This is a genomic window from Brachybacterium sp. UNK5269 (assembly GCF_049266655.1).
In the GTDB taxonomy this organism is placed as follows: Bacteria; Actinomycetota; Actinomycetes; order Actinomycetales; family Dermabacteraceae; genus Brachybacterium.
This window is the reverse complement of record NZ_CP184883.1, coordinates 347,644-361,575: the sequence shown is the minus strand read 5'-3', so window position 1 is coordinate 361,575 and position 13,932 is coordinate 347,644. Positions and strand designations below refer to the sequence as shown.

Genomic DNA, 13,932 nt, shown 5'->3' with positions numbered 1-13,932 from the left:
TCGAAGTGAAACACCCGCAGCGCCGTCGACCGGAGCACTTGTTCATCCGGCGCAACAAAACTCACAGCGCCGGAGCCCCACTGTGGACGGGATCACGCCCGCCCGCGACCTGCTCCACCCCTCGCGGGCCCTGCGCTCAGGCGCCCGCGGCCTCGGCGTAGCTCGCGTCGACGATGGTCGCCACGTCGATCGGCTCGGTGTAGGTGATCTGCTCCGCCTCGATCCACACCGCCTGCATGGCCTCGAGCTGCTCGGGCTGCGGGGCGAGGTCGGGCAGGTAGGAGTACATCGGGGAGGCCTTGAGCACGTCGATCTCCTGGCCGAGGGTGTCGGCGAGGATCTGGTAGACCTCGTCGGACTGCGGGCCGTCGGCGGTGAGCTCCTGGGCGCCCTTGGTCAGCGCCGTGAAGAAGGTCTGGGCGAGATCGGAGCCCAGGAACTGCTCGGAGTAGATGACGCCGGTGCCGGTGACGCCCTGCGCGGGCACCGCGATCGGCGAGGCCACGCCCGCCTCCTCCATGGAGGTCGAGAACGGCGCGGACGGCGTCGCCGCGTCCACCGAGCCGTTGGTGATGGCGGGCTCCTGGTCGGGCGTCGAGAGGTTGGAGACCTCGACGTCGTTCAGGGTCAGCCCGCCCTCCTCGAGCATCGCGGCGAGCAGGTAGCCGCCGGTCGCGCCGGGCCCGCCGGCGACACCGATCTTGCGGCCCCTGAGGTCGGCGACCGTGGTGACCGTGCCGTCGTCGATCAGCGCCTGGCGGACCTCGAGCGCGGTCGGGGAGTTCTCGGGGTCTCCGGGCGAGATGCCCATCGAGCCGACCACCTTGAAGGCCAGACCCTGCTCGAGGGCGTTGAACATGCCCGCGCTGAAGCCGGCCACCATGACGTCGAGCTGATCGTTGGAGAGCATCGGGATGCCGTCCTGGCCGGACTTCAGCGGGGTGAGCTCGAGGGTGATGCCGGCGTCCGCGAAGAAGCCCTTGGACTCGGCGACGTACAGCGGGGCGAAGAGCGCGGAGGGCAGATGGCCCACGCGCACGGTGCCCGCGGCGGACCCGCCGCCGTCGGAACCGGAGCCGGAGGTGCCGGGGTCCTCGCCGGTGACCGCCGGGCCGCAGGCGGCCAGGGCGCCGCCGAGGGCGGTGGCGGAGGCGAGGGAGATGAGGGTACGACGTCGCATGAGTGCTCCTTGGTGCAGGGGTGGGGAGGTCGAGGGGCGCCGTCAGCTGCCGCGCCGCCAGGGCAGCAGCAGCTTCTCCGAGCGGGCGAGCACCGTGGTCAGCACCGCGCCGATGATGCCGATCACCAGCAGGCCCACGTAGAGCTTCTCGGGGATGAACAGCTGCCAGGAGTTCCAGATCAGGTAGCCCAGGCCGGTGGTCGAGGCGCCGGTGAACTCGACGGCGGTGACCACCACGACGGCGGTGCCGGTGGCGGTGCGCAGCCCGGAGAACACGAAGGGCATCGCCCCGGGCAGGACCACGAAGCGGAAGCGGGCGAAGCCGGTCGCACCGTAGGCGGCGCCCGCCTCGAGCAGCTTGCGGTCGATCGCCCAGACGCCGGAGACCGTCGCGATCTGCATGACGAAGAAGGTCGTGATGAACACGGCGATGATCTTCGGCAGCTCGGTGGGCCCGAAGATCATCAGCAGGATCGGGAAGATCGCGATCTTCGGCAGCGGGTACAGCGCGGAGAACAGCGGGCCGAGCGCCGCGTTCAGGGCGCGCGAGGAGCCCATCAGCAGGCCCACGACGATGCCGGCGATCGCGCCGAGGCCGCCGCCGACCAGCAGGCGCATCAGGGTGGGGCCGGTGTGCTCCCAGAGCTCGCCGTCCAGGAGCATCTCGCCGCCCGCGGCCAGGATCCGGGTGGGCGGCGGGAAGAAGCGCGGGTCGATGATCAGCAGCCGGGCGCACAGCTCCCACGCCACCACCAGCACGATCGGGGCCGCGATGGACAGCACCAGGTCGCGGGTGCGCAGGCGGCGCTCGGCGCCGCGCTGGGCGCGGGCGGCCTCGAGGGTGCGCTGCTCGCGGTCGATCGCCGACGTGGTGGTGCTCATGCGGTCTCCTCGGCGGTGCGGACGTCCTCGCGCAGGAGGTCCCAGATGCGGGCGCGCAGCTCGCCGAACTCGGCGCTGCGCTCGTTGTCGAAAGAGCGCGGCCGCGCGAAGGGCACGGTGAGGTCCGCGCGCAGGGTGCCGGGGCGTCCCGACATCACGATCACGCGGTCGCTGAGGATGATCGCCTCGTCGATGTCGTGGGTGACCATGAGGACGGTCTTGCGCTCCTGCTCCCACAGGGCGATCAGCTCCTCCTGCATGAGCATGCGGGTCTGGGCGTCGAGCGCCCCGAGCGGCTCGTCCATCAGCAGCACCGGGGAGCCGGTGGCGAAGGCGCGGGCGATCGCGACGCGCTGGCGCATGCCGCCGGAGAGCTGGTGGGGGTAGGAGTCGGCGAAGCCCTCGAGGCGGACCCGGCGCAGCCAGTCCCGGGCGGTCGCCTCGCGCTCCCGGGCGGGGACCCCGGTCATCCGCAGGCCGAAGGACACGTTGTCCAGGACCGTCATCCAGGGGAAGACCCCGTGCTCCTGGAAGACGAAGGCAGCCGGGATGGGATGGTCGGCGTCCGGCATGGTGACCTCGCCGACCGTGCGCTCCTCGAGCCCGCCGAGGATGCGCAGGAAGGTCGACTTCCCGCAGCCGGAGGGGCCGACGATGCAGGTGAAGGAGCCGGGCTCGAGCTCGAGGGAGAACTCCTCGAGGGCCCAGACCGGCTGGCCGCCGGAGAAGAAGACCTTGGAGACCTTCTCGGCGACGACGGCGGCCGGGGACGCGGTCGCCGAGGGCGGCGCGGCGGAACTCATGGGCAACTGCTCCTCGACCGCCCGGCGGCGGCCTCTGCGCGCGCCGACGGGTGGTCTCTTCAGGGAAGGGGACTCGGTGGGGCCACTGTAGGGGCGGCCGCGAGGGGCCGGGGTCCGCGCCCGCGGATCGGACCGCCCGCACCGGACTCAGCGCCGGCGCCGGGCCCGGAAGAAGTCGCGCAGCAGGTCCCCGCACTCCTGCGCGCGCACCCCGCAGGTCAGCTCGACGCGGTGGTTCAGCCGGGGCTCGCGCACCAGGTCGTAGAGGGAGCCGGCGGCCCCCGCCTTCGGGTCCGGGGCGCCGACGACGAGCCGCTGCACGCGGGCCAGCACGATCGCGCCCGCGCACATGGTGCAGGGCTCGAGGGTCACCACGAGCGTGCAGCCGGTGAGGTTCCAGCGCCCGGTGACCGCGGCGGCCTGCCGCAGGGCGAGGATCTCGGCATGGGCGGTGGGGTCCTCGTCGGCCTCGCGGCGGTTCCCCGCGGCGGCCAGCACCTCGCCGTCGGGCGAGAGGACGACTGCGCCGATCGGGACGTCCGCCACGGCGCGGTCGGCGGCGGCCCGGGCCTGGGCGATCGCCAGGCCCATCAGCTCCTCGTCGGTCATGGGCCCATTCTCGCCCGCCGCGCTCAGGTCCTCTCCCCGAGCACCGCGAAGCGCACCTCCAGCAGCGCCCCGTTGGTGCCGTGCTCGCGCAGCTCGAGGTCGAAGCGGCCGCCCAGCAGCGGCCTGCCGGCCCCCAGCGTCACCGGCGCGATCGACACGAAGATCTCGTCGAGCATCCCGGACCGGGCGCACTCCGCGGCCAGGTCGCCGCCGCCGACGATCCAGACGTCCCGGCCCGCCGCGGCGGCCTCGATCGCGGCGCGGTGCCCGGCGGGCGGGCCGGAGACCACGGTGACGCCCTCACGGGGAGCGTCCAGCCCGCGATGGGTGAACAGGAAGGTGAGCTGGGTGAACACCCAGGCGCCGTCGACGACCCCGTCATGGGCCAGGACCCAGTCGAAGGTGGTGCGGCCGGTGATGATGGCGCCGATGCCGGCGATGAACTCCCCGTAGGGCAGGATGCTGTGCTCCCCGGTGGGCTGGGAGAGCAGCCAGTCGAGGCTGTCGTGCTCGTCGGCGAGGAAGCCGTCCAGGCTGGTGGCGGTGTAGTAGCGGTAGGCGGTCATGGCCGGTCTCCTCGGCGTCGTCGGGACCTCGGATCCAGTATCCGCCGCGGTCCTGCGCCCGTCCCCGCTCCGGTAGATTCGACCCATGCGCGTTCTCGAGATCGACCACCCCCTCGTCGCCCACAAGCTGACGGTGCTGCGCAATCGCGCCACCCACTCCTCGGTGTTCCGCCAGCTCGCGGACGAGCTGGTGACCCTGCTCGCCTACGAGGCGACCCGCCACGTCGCCGTCGCGCCGGTGCAGATCGAGACGCCCGTGACCACGATGACCGGCACCAAGCTCACCAACCCCAAGCCGATGGTGGTGCCGATCCTGCGCGCCGGCCTCGGCATGCTCGACGGCATCACCCGGCTGCTGCCCACCGCCGAGGTGGGCTTCCTGGGCATGGTCCGCAACGACGCGACCCTCGAGGTCACCACCTACGCGAACCGTCTGCCCGACGACCTCTCGGGCCGCCAGTGCTTCGTGCTGGACCCGATGCTGGCCACCGGCCACACCCTGATCGCCTCCTGCGAGTACATGCACGAGCGCGGGGCCCGGGACATCACCTGCGTGACCCTGCTCGCCGCCCCGGAGGGCCTGAAGGCGATGGAGGAGCGGATCGACCCCTCGATCGACCTGACCATCGTCACCGCCTCGATCGACGAGCGGCTCGACGAGAAGGGCTACATCGTGCCGGGGCTCGGCGATGCGGGGGACCGCCTCTTCGGCGTCGTCGACTGACCAGCGGCGTTTCACACTGTGAACAGTCCCTTGCCCGGTCGGGCGGTTGGGTGCAAGATCATCGCCATGACCACGGACGCCACGCGCAGCCAGACCACCCCCGGGTGGTCCGCTCCGCTGCGCGTTCGATGATGTCCATGATGATGATGCCGATGATGCATCGTCAGCCGGGCCTCTGAGCGCTCGAGACACCTCCGGGGTCGGCTGACAGGAGCCGGCCGGAAGGCGCGGGCTCCAGGTGCCACCGGGAGCACACCCCTGCTGGATCCGCCGCACGGCGTCGATCCCCAGGGATCCCGGGTCCACCAGCCGCCGCGCCGCAGGCGCCGCCCCCCGGAGATCTCGCATCATGACCATCGCCCTGGACCGCCCCCGCACCACCACCGACTCCCACCGCACCCCCGCCCGCGCCCTGTACCGGGTGGGCGGGACCGCTCCGCGCCCCCGCCCCGCGGGTGACGCCGTGACCATCACCCTGAGCATCACCCTGCCCTCCGGCACGGGGGACGTCGAGGCCGCCCTGATCGCCGACGAGCTGCGCACCCGGGCCCAGCGCCTGGTCGCCGCCCGCGACGGTCGCACCACGGTGGCCGTGGACAGCCCCCGCGCCTTCGCCGCGGCCGAGCGCTCCGTCTCCCGCCCCCTGCCCCCGCGCAGCCAGGCCGCCGCCGCGGTCAGCCCGCTGCGGCCGCGCGGCGCCGGGGTCGTCTCCCCCAACTCCCCCGCCCGCCGGGACGCCGAGGCCGCTCGGCGGCGGGCGCTGCAGGCGACCGCGGTGAGCCCGGCCAGCCCCTCGGCCGCGCCGCAGGACTCGCTGGTGATCGACCTGTTCGGCCGCCGGGTGCGGATCGACGGCCAGGACGTGGACCTGACCTTCAAGGAGTTCGAGCTGCTGGCCGAGCTGGCGCGCAATGCGCGGCGCACGATCTCCCGCACCGAGCTCATGGAGACGGTCTGGGCCGACGCCCCGGAGGAGACCGGTGAGCGCACGGTCGACGTGCACGTGCGCCGGGTGCGCACCAAGCTGGGGCGCTACCGCCGTCTGATCTCCACCGTCCGCGGTGCGGGCTACCGGCTGGACCCGGGCAGCGACGTGGCGGTGCTCGACTCCTGAGGCGGCCGCGGACGCGACGAACGGTCCGGAGCGCTCGGCCGACGGTGTCGGGGGCTCACGGACCGCTCGTCAGGCCTGTCGTCCGTCAGGGGTGGGTGCGGGCGAACAGGCTGGACGGGCTGCCATGGTGGGGGAACCTGGCGCGGTGCCCGTCCGGCCGCTTCCCAGGAGGGGGGTCATGGGCAGCGGCACATCTCTTGAGTTTTCAACGTCCCCGGCGTGCACGCGGGACATTACCACCCCGAGTCTAGGCCTGCGGCGTCGGCGTGTAAACGGGCAGACTCCGCCTGTTCTCGCAGGTGGCAGCCGGGATCGTGCACAGCTGACTTGAAAATGTCCGTGCTCAGAGGTGGAGGGTGAGGGCGGTCGCATCGTCGTGCGGCTTCCGCGGGCGTCGCGCGGGCGGCAGGGCGGCCTCCGCGCGACGCAGATCGCGCAGCAGCGCGGTCGGGTCCGTGCGCAGCGCCCGGGCCAGGCCGGCGTCGTCGTGGAGGCCGAGCATGTCGACCGCGCGGGTCACGCCGTCCGAGACGAGATGGACGCTCTCCAGCGCGGCGATCGGGGTGCGGCCGACGAGCGCCCGGTCGGCGGCCTCCGGCTCGTGCCGCGCGACCCAGAACCCGCCGGGGGCGTTGCGCCGGGCCTCGATCGACGCCGCGCCGGGCTCGGCCCGCACCACCTCGTCGAGGCGGGCATCGCTCACGCGCAGCACCTGCCCATCGGTCCCCCCGAGCAGGAGCGAGGAGTCGCACAGCACCAGGTGCTCGAGGTGCTCGGCCTGGCGCCGCACCGCCACCACGGTGGCCGAGGGGCTGCCGGAGGCGAGATCGCAGTCGTCCTCGTGCAGGGCGCGCACCGCGGTGATCGCCGCGGCGAGCGCGGCGCTCAGGGGGACGGCGCGGTCCTGGGCCCGGCCCAGCAGATGCGCGGCCAGGGTGTGGGAGAACCACGCCACCGAATGGTGGCAGCCGGCCCGGAACCGCTGCGGCACCCCGGCCCCGTCGAGCAGCACGGCCACCTCGCCGAGCACCCCGGCGGCGTCCTCGTCGGCACCGGGGACCGCCGGGTCGCTGACCAGTGTGATGTGCACGTGACCACTGTAGACAGACCCCGACGCCGACCCGTGGGTCGGCGCCCGTACAGTGGTGACGACCCCTGCCGTCCCCGTCGTGCCGACGCGGGCGGCGACCTGGATGCGGAAGGAACCCACGATGATCGCGCAGGCGCGGATCACCTCCGACACCACTGCCACCGTGCATCTCGCCGAGGAGGCCGTCGAGGTCAGCGGCGCCGATCTGTCGGAGATCCGGGACCGGGTGAAGCAGGCCTTCATCGCCGCCGCGAGGTCCGCCGAGCAGGACCTCGACGTGGTCATCGTCGAGCCCGATGTCCGTCATCACCTGCGGGTCGAGCCCAGCGGCCGGATCACCGGGCGCGAGGCGGACGAGCGCCCGCTCTACGGCCCGGCGATCGACGACCCGTTGATCGCCCCGCCCCCGGACGACGCCGCGGACGTGGCCGGGGCCGACCAGAGCGCGCTGGGTGCCGTGCGCCACCACCGGGCCGGGCGCCGCCGCGCCGCGGCGATGCCGCCGTCGACCCTGCCGGGATCGGCCGGGACGCCGCAGGGGGCGGGGGCGGACGGGGCGTCGGCCGCGAGCGGGGCGTCGGCGCCGTCGGTGGGCTCCGCGCCGTCGGCCGCCTCGGCGCCGTCGGCCGCGCCGGCGCCGTGGGTCCCGGCCTCGACCGCGGTGGAGAAGCGGCCGCTGCCCTCGGTCGCCGCCGGCGATGCCCGCCCCACCCTGAAGGACCTGCAGAGCTCCACCGCGAAGCCCGAGAAGGTCAAGGCGACCCGCGGGCTGCGCGGGGTCGTCACCCGTCTCACCGGTGGTCTCATCTCCCCCGGACCCGGCCGGGCGGAGCGCATGGACAACGAGCGCCTCGAGCGCATCCGGCGGCCGCTCGACGTCCCCCGGAACATCGCCGTGGTCAACCTCAAGGGCGGCGCGCACAAGACCACCGCCTCGCTGATGATCGCCGCGACGCTCGGCGTGACCCGCGGCGGGAACGTGCTGGCCTGGGACAACAACGAGACCCGCGGCACGCTGGGCTGGCGGGGCCTGCCCACCGACCATCCCCGCACCGCCGTCGACCTGCTCCGGAACCTCGACGTGCTGCGCTCCCCGCAGGCCTCCAACGCCGATCTGGATCCGTACGTGCGGCCCCAGGGCGAGATGCGCTTCGACATCCTCGCCTCCGACGAGGACCCGGGCTCGGCCGCGTCGATCGACGACCGCGCCTTCGCCGAGCTCAACGACGCGCTCTCGCGGTTCTACCGGATCAAGGTCATCGACACCGGCAACAACGTGCGGGCCTCCAACTGGCTGGCCGCCGTGCGGAGCGCCGACCAGCTGGTGATCATCTCCACCGTCCGCGAGGACACCTTCAACGCGGCGGCCTGGATGATCGACGAGCTGCGCGCGACGGGCCTGGCCGAGCAGGTCGACCACGCGGTGACGATCCTGTCGCACTCCTCCAAAGGCGCCGTCGACCCCACCCTGCGGCGCCGACTGCTGGCCCACTTCGGCGCGCACACCCGGGCGGTCACCGAGGTGCCCTACGAGAAGCAGTTCGTCGACGGCTCCCACCTGGACTGGTCGCGGATCGCCCCGGCCACCAAGGAGGCCTGGCTCGACGCGACCGCGCTGATCATCGACGGCCTCTGAGCCCGAGGCGAGGTCGTCCACAGCCGGGCGCCCGCGTCGCGGCGCGTCGGGGGCGCCGCCTAGGCTGGGAGGCATGCCCGTCCGCCGCCTCCACCTCGTCGTCGACGACGACCTGGGGCCCGCCCTGTGGGTGCGCGAGCAGACCGGACCGGGGCGCTCGAAGGCCCTCGAGGACCTCGGCGGTCTGCGCCGGGAGGCGCCGCCCGGCATCGCGTCCGCCCTCGCCGCGGCCCCCGATCGGCTGCGCCACCGGGTGCGGATCCCGGGCCGCGACGGCGACCGCCGGGTGCCCGCCCTGCCGCTGGCCGGTCAGGCGCTGACCGGCCTGGTCGGCGCCGCCACCGGCCTGCTCGAGGAGCGCTTCGGCGAGGACCTCGTCGAGCAGCTCTCCGCGCTGGTCACCGACCGGGCCGCCGCGCGGCTGACCGACGAGCTGGTGGCGATGCCGGACCTGGTGGCGGCGATGGTCCTGGACCTGCGCGCCCGGGCCCTGGTGGCGCAGCGGCGGCTGCGGGCCCGGGCCCTGGAGCGGTACGGCCGCCCGGTGATGGAGTGGCGGGCGCCCGAGAAGGACGCCCCGCCGATGCTGCACGCCCTGGTCGACGGCCACGCCCGCGCCGCCTTCGCCGCCCATCTGCGCACCGTGGCCCCCCCGGCGCAGGACCGCCTCGGGGTGCTGTGGGCGCTGGCCGACGACGGCGAGCTGCGCGCCGACCTGCCCGCCCAGCGCCGCCTCACCGCCGCCTTCGACGCCTTCGTGGACTCCGGCCGCGCCGGGGTGAAGCTCGCCTCGACGGACAGCGAGCTGGTGGTGCGCCTGTTCCAGCCCCCGACCGGCACCGCCTGGCCGCTGCAGACCTGCCTGCGGGAGGCCGACGGCACCGTGCACCCGGTCGCCGATCTGCGGGCCGTCGGCGACCTCACCACCGCCGGCGCCGCCGAGGCCTCCGCCGCGGTGATGCGACTGGCCCCCACCGTGCGCGGCGCCGCGGTGGACGAGACCGGCACGGACTGGCTGCTGACCACCGCCGAGGCCTCCGAGTTCCTCTCCCGCGACACCCCCGCCCTCGAGGAGGCGGGAGTGACGGTGCTGCTGCCCCGCGACTGGACGAAGCAGCGGACGACCCTGCGCCCGCAGGAGGTCGAGGAGGACCCCGCGGAGGAGAAGAAGGGCTCCGGCGTGGGCCTCGGTGCGATGGTCTCGTTCCGCTGGCGGGTCGCCGTCGGCGAGACCGAGCTGACCGAGGAGGAGATGGAGCAGATCCGCGAGGCGCAGTCCGAGCTGGTCCAGCTGCGCGGGCAGTGGGTGCGCCTGGATGCGAGCACCCTGCGGGCCGCCGAGCGGTTCCTGGCGGCGTTCGGAGCGCGCACCCGCGCGGAGCGGCGGGGCACCGCGCCGGTGGTGCGGGAGCGCGCCGCGGCGCCTCTCGCGCCGGCACCGGTGCCCGCCGAGGTCAGCGGGCGCACCCCCTGGCTGGAGATGTTCTCGCTGATCCTCTCCCCCGAGGCGGCGGATGTGGACTTCGGGATCTCGGCCCTGGTCGGCGGGGGGCGCCACGGACTGGCCCGCCTGCTGCCGGGTGGCGAGGGCCCTCCGGCGCATCCGCAGCCGCGCACCCTGCAGGCCACGCTGCGCCCCTACCAGCTCGAGGGTCTGAACTGGCTGTGGGCGCTGGATCGCCAGATGCTCGGCGGGATCCTGGCCGACGACATGGGTCTGGGCAAGACCATGCAGGTCCTCGCGCTGCTCGCGCGGGAGCGGGAGCAGGATGCGCCCGTCGGCCCCACCCTGCTGGTGTGCCCGATGTCGGTGGTCGGCGCCTGGCAGCGGGAGGCCGCGGCCTTCACCCCGCACCTGGCCGTGCACGTCCACCACGGCGGGGACCGGCTGCGGGACGAGTCCTTCGTCGCCGGCGCCGCGGACCTCGACCTGGTGATCACCACCTACTCGCTGCTGGCCCGCGACCTGCCGGTGCTCTCCGCGGTGACCTGGCACCGGATCGTGCTGGACGAGGCGCAGCACGTGAAGACCCCCGGCACCCAGGTCACCCGCGCCGCCCGCTCCCTGCAGGCGCCGCACCGGCTGGCCCTGACCGGCACCCCGGTGGAGAACAAGCTCGCCGACCTGCACTCCCTGATGGAGGTCGTCAACCCCGGACTGCTGGGCAGCGCGACGAGCTTCCAGGAGCGGATCGCGGGCCCCATCGAGGAGGAGGGCGAGCCCGGTGCGATCAGCCGGCTCAAGCTGGTCACCGCGCCGTTCATCCTGCGCCGGCTGAAGACGGACCGCACGATCATCCAGGACCTGCCCGAGAAGATCGAGCTGACGCGGGTGGTGAACCTGACCCCGGAGCAGGCCGGCCTCTACGAGGCGATCGTCGCGGAGCTGATGGTGCAGATCGACGGCGCCGACCAGAAGGCCCGCCGCGCCCTGGTGGTCTCCGCGATCACCCGCCTCAAGCAGGTCTGCAACCATCCCGCCCACTACCTCGGGGACGGCTCGCCGCTGGTGCGGGATGCACAGCACCGCTCCGGGAAGCTCGAGCTGGTCGACGACCTGCTCGAGAGCGCCTTCGCCGAGGGGCAGAAGGCGCTGCTGTTCACCCAGTTCACGACCTTCGGGCACCTGCTGGTGCCGTACTGGCGGGAGCGCTTCGCCGAGCACCGCATCGACGTGCCCTTCCTCCACGGCGGGGTCTCCAAGCGCGACCGCGATCAGATGGTCGCGGAGTTCCAGGCGCACCGCGACCGACCGGGCCTGATGCTGCTGAGCCTGCGCGCCGGGGGCACCGGGCTCACCCTCACCGCCGCCAACCACGTCGTCCACCTGGACCGCTGGTGGAACCCGGCGGTGGAGAACCAGGCCACCGACCGCGCCTTCCGGATCGGGCAGCGCCGCGACGTCACCGTGCACAAGCTGGTCAGCGCCGGCACGGTCGAGGAGAAGATCGACGCCGTGCTGCGGGACAAGCAGGCCCTGTCCGATCTCACCGTCGGCCCCGGCGAGGAGTGGCTCGCCGAGCTGGACGACGACCGCCTGCTGCGGCTGCTCTCCCTCGACGAGGACGGAGGGGATGCGGCATGAGCATCCGCCTCGTCTCCCGCCGCGGCCCCATCGGGACCGGCTGGCACGCCGTCGCCCTGCGCGAGGCCGCCGAGCTCCTGCTGGGGCCGGGCCGCGCGAGCCGCGGTCGCACCGACGCCCGGGCCGGACGGGTGCAGTGGCTGGACGTCGAGCCGGGCATCGCCCGCGGCGACGTGCTGGACGCCGACGGCGAGCTGCACCAGGCGCGGCTGGACCTGCCCGCCTTCCGGCCCGGCGACCGCGCCGCGTTCCTGGAGGTCGCGCACGCCCATCCGGAGCTGCCGGCGCGACTCGCCGCCGGGGAGCTGCCGCAGCGGATCGAGGCCGAGCTGGCGCGGTCGGCGGTCTCGCTGCTGCCCCGGGAGGCCTCCGAGCTGAGCCACGACTGCTCCTGCCTGGACTGGCCCGGTCCCTGCCGGCACGTCGCGGCGCTGGTGTACGTGCTGGTCGAGGCCGTGGATGCGGCGCCGCTGCTGCTGCTGACGCTGCGCGGACTCGAGCTCGGCGACCTGGTGGCGCCCGTCGAGCCGGCCGCCCCCGCTGCCCCCGCCGAGGAGGAGACCGCGCAGCCCCCGGGCGTCTTCGATCCCCACCGGGCCGATCCCGCCCGGCTGGCCGAGGTGATCGGGGAGCCCGCCGCCGCGATCATCGCCGCGTTCTACCGCGCGGAGCCAGCGGAGCCGGAGGACCTAGAGTGACGTCCATGCCCGCCGCCGCCCCCGCCGTCCCCGCACCGACCCTCGCCGCGATCGGTGAGCTCTTCGAGGAGGCGGTCCGCGGGCACCGGACCTCGGGGATCACCTGGGCGATCATCGGCGGCCACGCCCACCAGCAGGCCGTGCTGGGGCACGGGGCGGCCGGTCACCGGGAGCTCGTCGCCGGGCGGCCCACCGGCGCCGGTCCCATGGACCGCGCCACCGTCTCCCGCATCGCCTCGATGACGAAGTCCTTCACCGCCGCGACGATCCTGGCCCTGCGCGACGAGCGGCGGCTGGGTCTGGACGACCCGGTCTCGACCTACGTGCCGGAGGCCGCCGGGGCCTTCGAGCTCGCCGCCGACGAGCGCGAGCCCACCCTGCGCCAGCTGCTGACCATGAGCGCCGGCCTGGTGACCGACAACCCCTGGGGCGACCGCCAGGAGGCCATGACTCGCGCGCAGTTCGCGACGCTGCTGCGGGGCGGCCTCGGCCACGTGCACCGCGTCGGCACCGGCTACGAGTACTCCAACACCGGCTACGCCCTGCTGGGCCGGGTGATCGATGAGGTCACCGGCTCCGACTACGCGAGCGAGATCCGGCGCCGCTTCCTGGCCCCGCTCGCCCTGGACGACACCGCCTTCTCGGCCGCGCAGATCGACCGGAGGCGGCTGGCCACCGGGCACCGGCTCGGCGACCGCACCGACGCCACCCGCTTCGAGCCGGTGCCGCTGGACTCCCCCGGCGTGTACGGGGCGATGGCCGGGCTGTTCTCCACCGTCGACGACGTGGCCGCCTGGGTGCGCTTCCTCGCCGCCGCGGACGCCCCCGACGCCGCCGCGCGCGAGCCCGGCCCGCTGGCCCTCGCCTCCCGCCGCGAGCTGGCGCAGCTGTACCGCCACCACCCGCTGGCCCCGCTGCCGGCCGCCGAGCCCGGCCACCCCTCCCCCGGCTTCGACCGGGTCCGCGGCTACGGCTTCGGGCTGGTGATCGAGCACTTCCCGGACCTCGGCCAGCTCGTCTCCCATTCCGGCGGCTACCCCGGGTACGGCTCCTTCATGGTCTGGCACCGGGACTCCGGGGTGGGCGTGGTGGCGCTGGCGAACTCCAAGTACGCGCCCGCCACGCCGCTGTCGATGCAGACCCTCCGCCTGCTGCGGCGCGAGGTGCCCGGCCTGCTCGCCCCACAGGCGCCCCGGGCCGCGCCGCGCACCCTCGAGGCCGCCGCGGCCGCGCTCGAGTGGCTGCGCCGGGGAGAGGACGCGATCGCCGACGCCTGGTTCGCGGACACCATGGACCTGGACAGCACCCGCGCCGAGCGGCGGCGCCGGCTCTCCGCGGCGCTCGCGGCCACCGGGCTGGGCGCGCACGACCTGGCCGAGCTGCGGGTCGACCAGGCCCGGGCGCTGAGCCGGGCCGCGCTGCGGTGGGTGCTGCCGGGGCGCGGCGCCCAGGCGCCCTCGCTGCAGATCGACCTGCTGATGGATCCGCGCCGCGAGGCGCTGCTGCAGTCCCTCGAGACCACCGTCGTCGCGCCGCACTGAGCGG

12 protein-coding genes are annotated in these 13,932 nt (G+C 74.3%); 6 read left to right on the top strand and 6 right to left on the bottom strand.

Annotation, left to right across the window (positions count from 1 at the left end; genetic code table 11):
* Positions 1-136: 136 nt before the first annotated feature.
* The 5 genes from ACOJUI_RS01595 to ACOJUI_RS01575 form a co-directional block, all read right to left on the bottom strand.
* Entirely contained in the window at positions 137-1,180 is a 1,044-nt protein-coding gene (locus ACOJUI_RS01595; RefSeq protein ID WP_422116366.1) for an ABC transporter substrate-binding protein, read from the bottom strand.
* 42 nt (positions 1,181-1,222) lie between these two features.
* Entirely contained in the window at positions 1,223-2,062 is an 840-nt protein-coding gene (locus tag ACOJUI_RS01590) for an ABC transporter permease (RefSeq protein ID WP_422116365.1), read from the bottom strand.
* A complete protein-coding gene (locus ACOJUI_RS01585; protein ID WP_422116364.1) occupies positions 2,059-2,865 on the bottom strand; it encodes an ABC transporter ATP-binding protein in 807 nt (268 codons plus the stop codon). Before ACOJUI_RS01585 ends, ACOJUI_RS01590 begins: the two co-directional genes overlap by 4 nt.
* A 147-nt stretch (positions 2,866-3,012) precedes the next feature.
* Positions 3,013-3,474, bottom strand: coding sequence for a tRNA adenosine(34) deaminase TadA (tadA, locus tag ACOJUI_RS01580; RefSeq protein WP_422116363.1), 462 nt, complete (start codon positions 3,472-3,474; stop codon positions 3,013-3,015).
* A gap of 23 nt (positions 3,475-3,497) precedes the next feature.
* Entirely contained in the window at positions 3,498-4,040 is a 543-nt protein-coding gene (locus ACOJUI_RS01575; protein ID WP_422116362.1) for a dihydrofolate reductase family protein, read from the bottom strand.
* 85 nt (positions 4,041-4,125) lie between these two features.
* Between ACOJUI_RS01575 and upp the strand changes: the two genes are divergently transcribed.
* Together upp and ACOJUI_RS01565 are read left to right on the top strand one after the other, a co-directional pair.
* A complete protein-coding gene (upp, locus tag ACOJUI_RS01570) occupies positions 4,126-4,764 on the top strand; it encodes a uracil phosphoribosyltransferase (protein ID WP_422116361.1) in 639 nt (212 codons plus the stop codon).
* 349 nt (positions 4,765-5,113) lie between these two features.
* Complete coding sequence (locus tag ACOJUI_RS01565) at positions 5,114-5,878, top strand: winged helix-turn-helix domain-containing protein (RefSeq protein ID WP_422116360.1); 765 nt, start codon at positions 5,114-5,116, stop codon at positions 5,876-5,878.
* A 343-nt stretch (positions 5,879-6,221) separates the two neighbouring features.
* Here ACOJUI_RS01565 and ACOJUI_RS01560 read toward each other — a convergent pair whose 3' ends face one another.
* Positions 6,222-6,968 carry a protein phosphatase 2C domain-containing protein gene (locus tag ACOJUI_RS01560; RefSeq protein WP_422116359.1) on the bottom strand — a complete coding sequence of 249 codons (747 nt, stop codon included), beginning with the start codon at positions 6,966-6,968 and terminating at the stop codon, positions 6,222-6,224.
* Positions 6,969-7,089: 121 nt separating this feature from the next.
* On the opposite strand from ACOJUI_RS01560, the gene ACOJUI_RS01555 reads away from it, so the two are divergent.
* The 4 genes from ACOJUI_RS01555 (at position 7,090) to ACOJUI_RS01540 (ending at position 13,928) form a co-directional block, all read left to right on the top strand.
* A complete protein-coding gene (locus tag ACOJUI_RS01555) occupies positions 7,090-8,604 on the top strand; it encodes a MinD/ParA family ATP-binding protein (RefSeq protein ID WP_422116358.1) in 1,515 nt (504 codons plus the stop codon).
* Positions 8,605-8,677: 73 nt separating this feature from the next.
* Positions 8,678-11,689, top strand: a complete 3,012-nt coding sequence (locus ACOJUI_RS01550; protein WP_422116357.1) for a DEAD/DEAH box helicase — start codon at positions 8,678-8,680, stop codon at positions 11,687-11,689.
* A complete protein-coding gene (locus ACOJUI_RS01545; RefSeq protein WP_422116356.1) occupies positions 11,686-12,387 on the top strand; it encodes an SWIM zinc finger family protein in 702 nt (233 codons plus the stop codon). The genes ACOJUI_RS01550 and ACOJUI_RS01545 overlap by 4 nt, the downstream gene beginning before the upstream one ends.
* A 5-nt stretch (positions 12,388-12,392) precedes the next feature.
* Entirely contained in the window at positions 12,393-13,928 is a 1,536-nt protein-coding gene (locus tag ACOJUI_RS01540) for a serine hydrolase domain-containing protein (RefSeq protein ID WP_422116355.1), read from the top strand.
* Positions 13,929-13,932: the final 4 nt, after the last annotated feature.

Bases quoted from the DNA above. Each gene is read 5' to 3' on its own strand.
- ACOJUI_RS01595 (WP_422116366.1), bottom strand. From the start codon at position 1,180: ATGCGACGTCGTACCCTCATCTCCCTCGCCTCCGCCACCGCCCTCGGC.
- ACOJUI_RS01590 (WP_422116365.1), bottom strand. From the start codon at position 2,062: ATGAGCACCACCACGTCGGCGATCGACCGCGAGCAGCGCACCCTCGAG.
- ACOJUI_RS01585 (WP_422116364.1), bottom strand. From the start codon at position 2,865: ATGAGTTCCGCCGCGCCGCCCTCGGCGACCGCGTCCCCGGCCGCCGTC.
- tadA (WP_422116363.1), bottom strand. From the start codon at position 3,474: ATGACCGACGAGGAGCTGATGGGCCTGGCGATCGCCCAGGCCCGGGCC.
- ACOJUI_RS01575 (WP_422116362.1), bottom strand. From the start codon at position 4,040: ATGACCGCCTACCGCTACTACACCGCCACCAGCCTGGACGGCTTCCTC.
- upp (WP_422116361.1), top strand. From the start codon at position 4,126: ATGCGCGTTCTCGAGATCGACCACCCCCTCGTCGCCCACAAGCTGACG.
- ACOJUI_RS01565 (WP_422116360.1), top strand. From the start codon at position 5,114: ATGACCATCGCCCTGGACCGCCCCCGCACCACCACCGACTCCCACCGC.
- ACOJUI_RS01555 (WP_422116358.1), top strand. From the start codon at position 7,090: ATGATCGCGCAGGCGCGGATCACCTCCGACACCACTGCCACCGTGCAT.
- ACOJUI_RS01550 (WP_422116357.1), top strand. From the start codon at position 8,678: ATGCCCGTCCGCCGCCTCCACCTCGTCGTCGACGACGACCTGGGGCCC.
- ACOJUI_RS01545 (WP_422116356.1), top strand. From the start codon at position 11,686: ATGAGCATCCGCCTCGTCTCCCGCCGCGGCCCCATCGGGACCGGCTGG.
- ACOJUI_RS01540 (WP_422116355.1), top strand. From the start codon at position 12,393: ATGCCCGCCGCCGCCCCCGCCGTCCCCGCACCGACCCTCGCCGCGATC.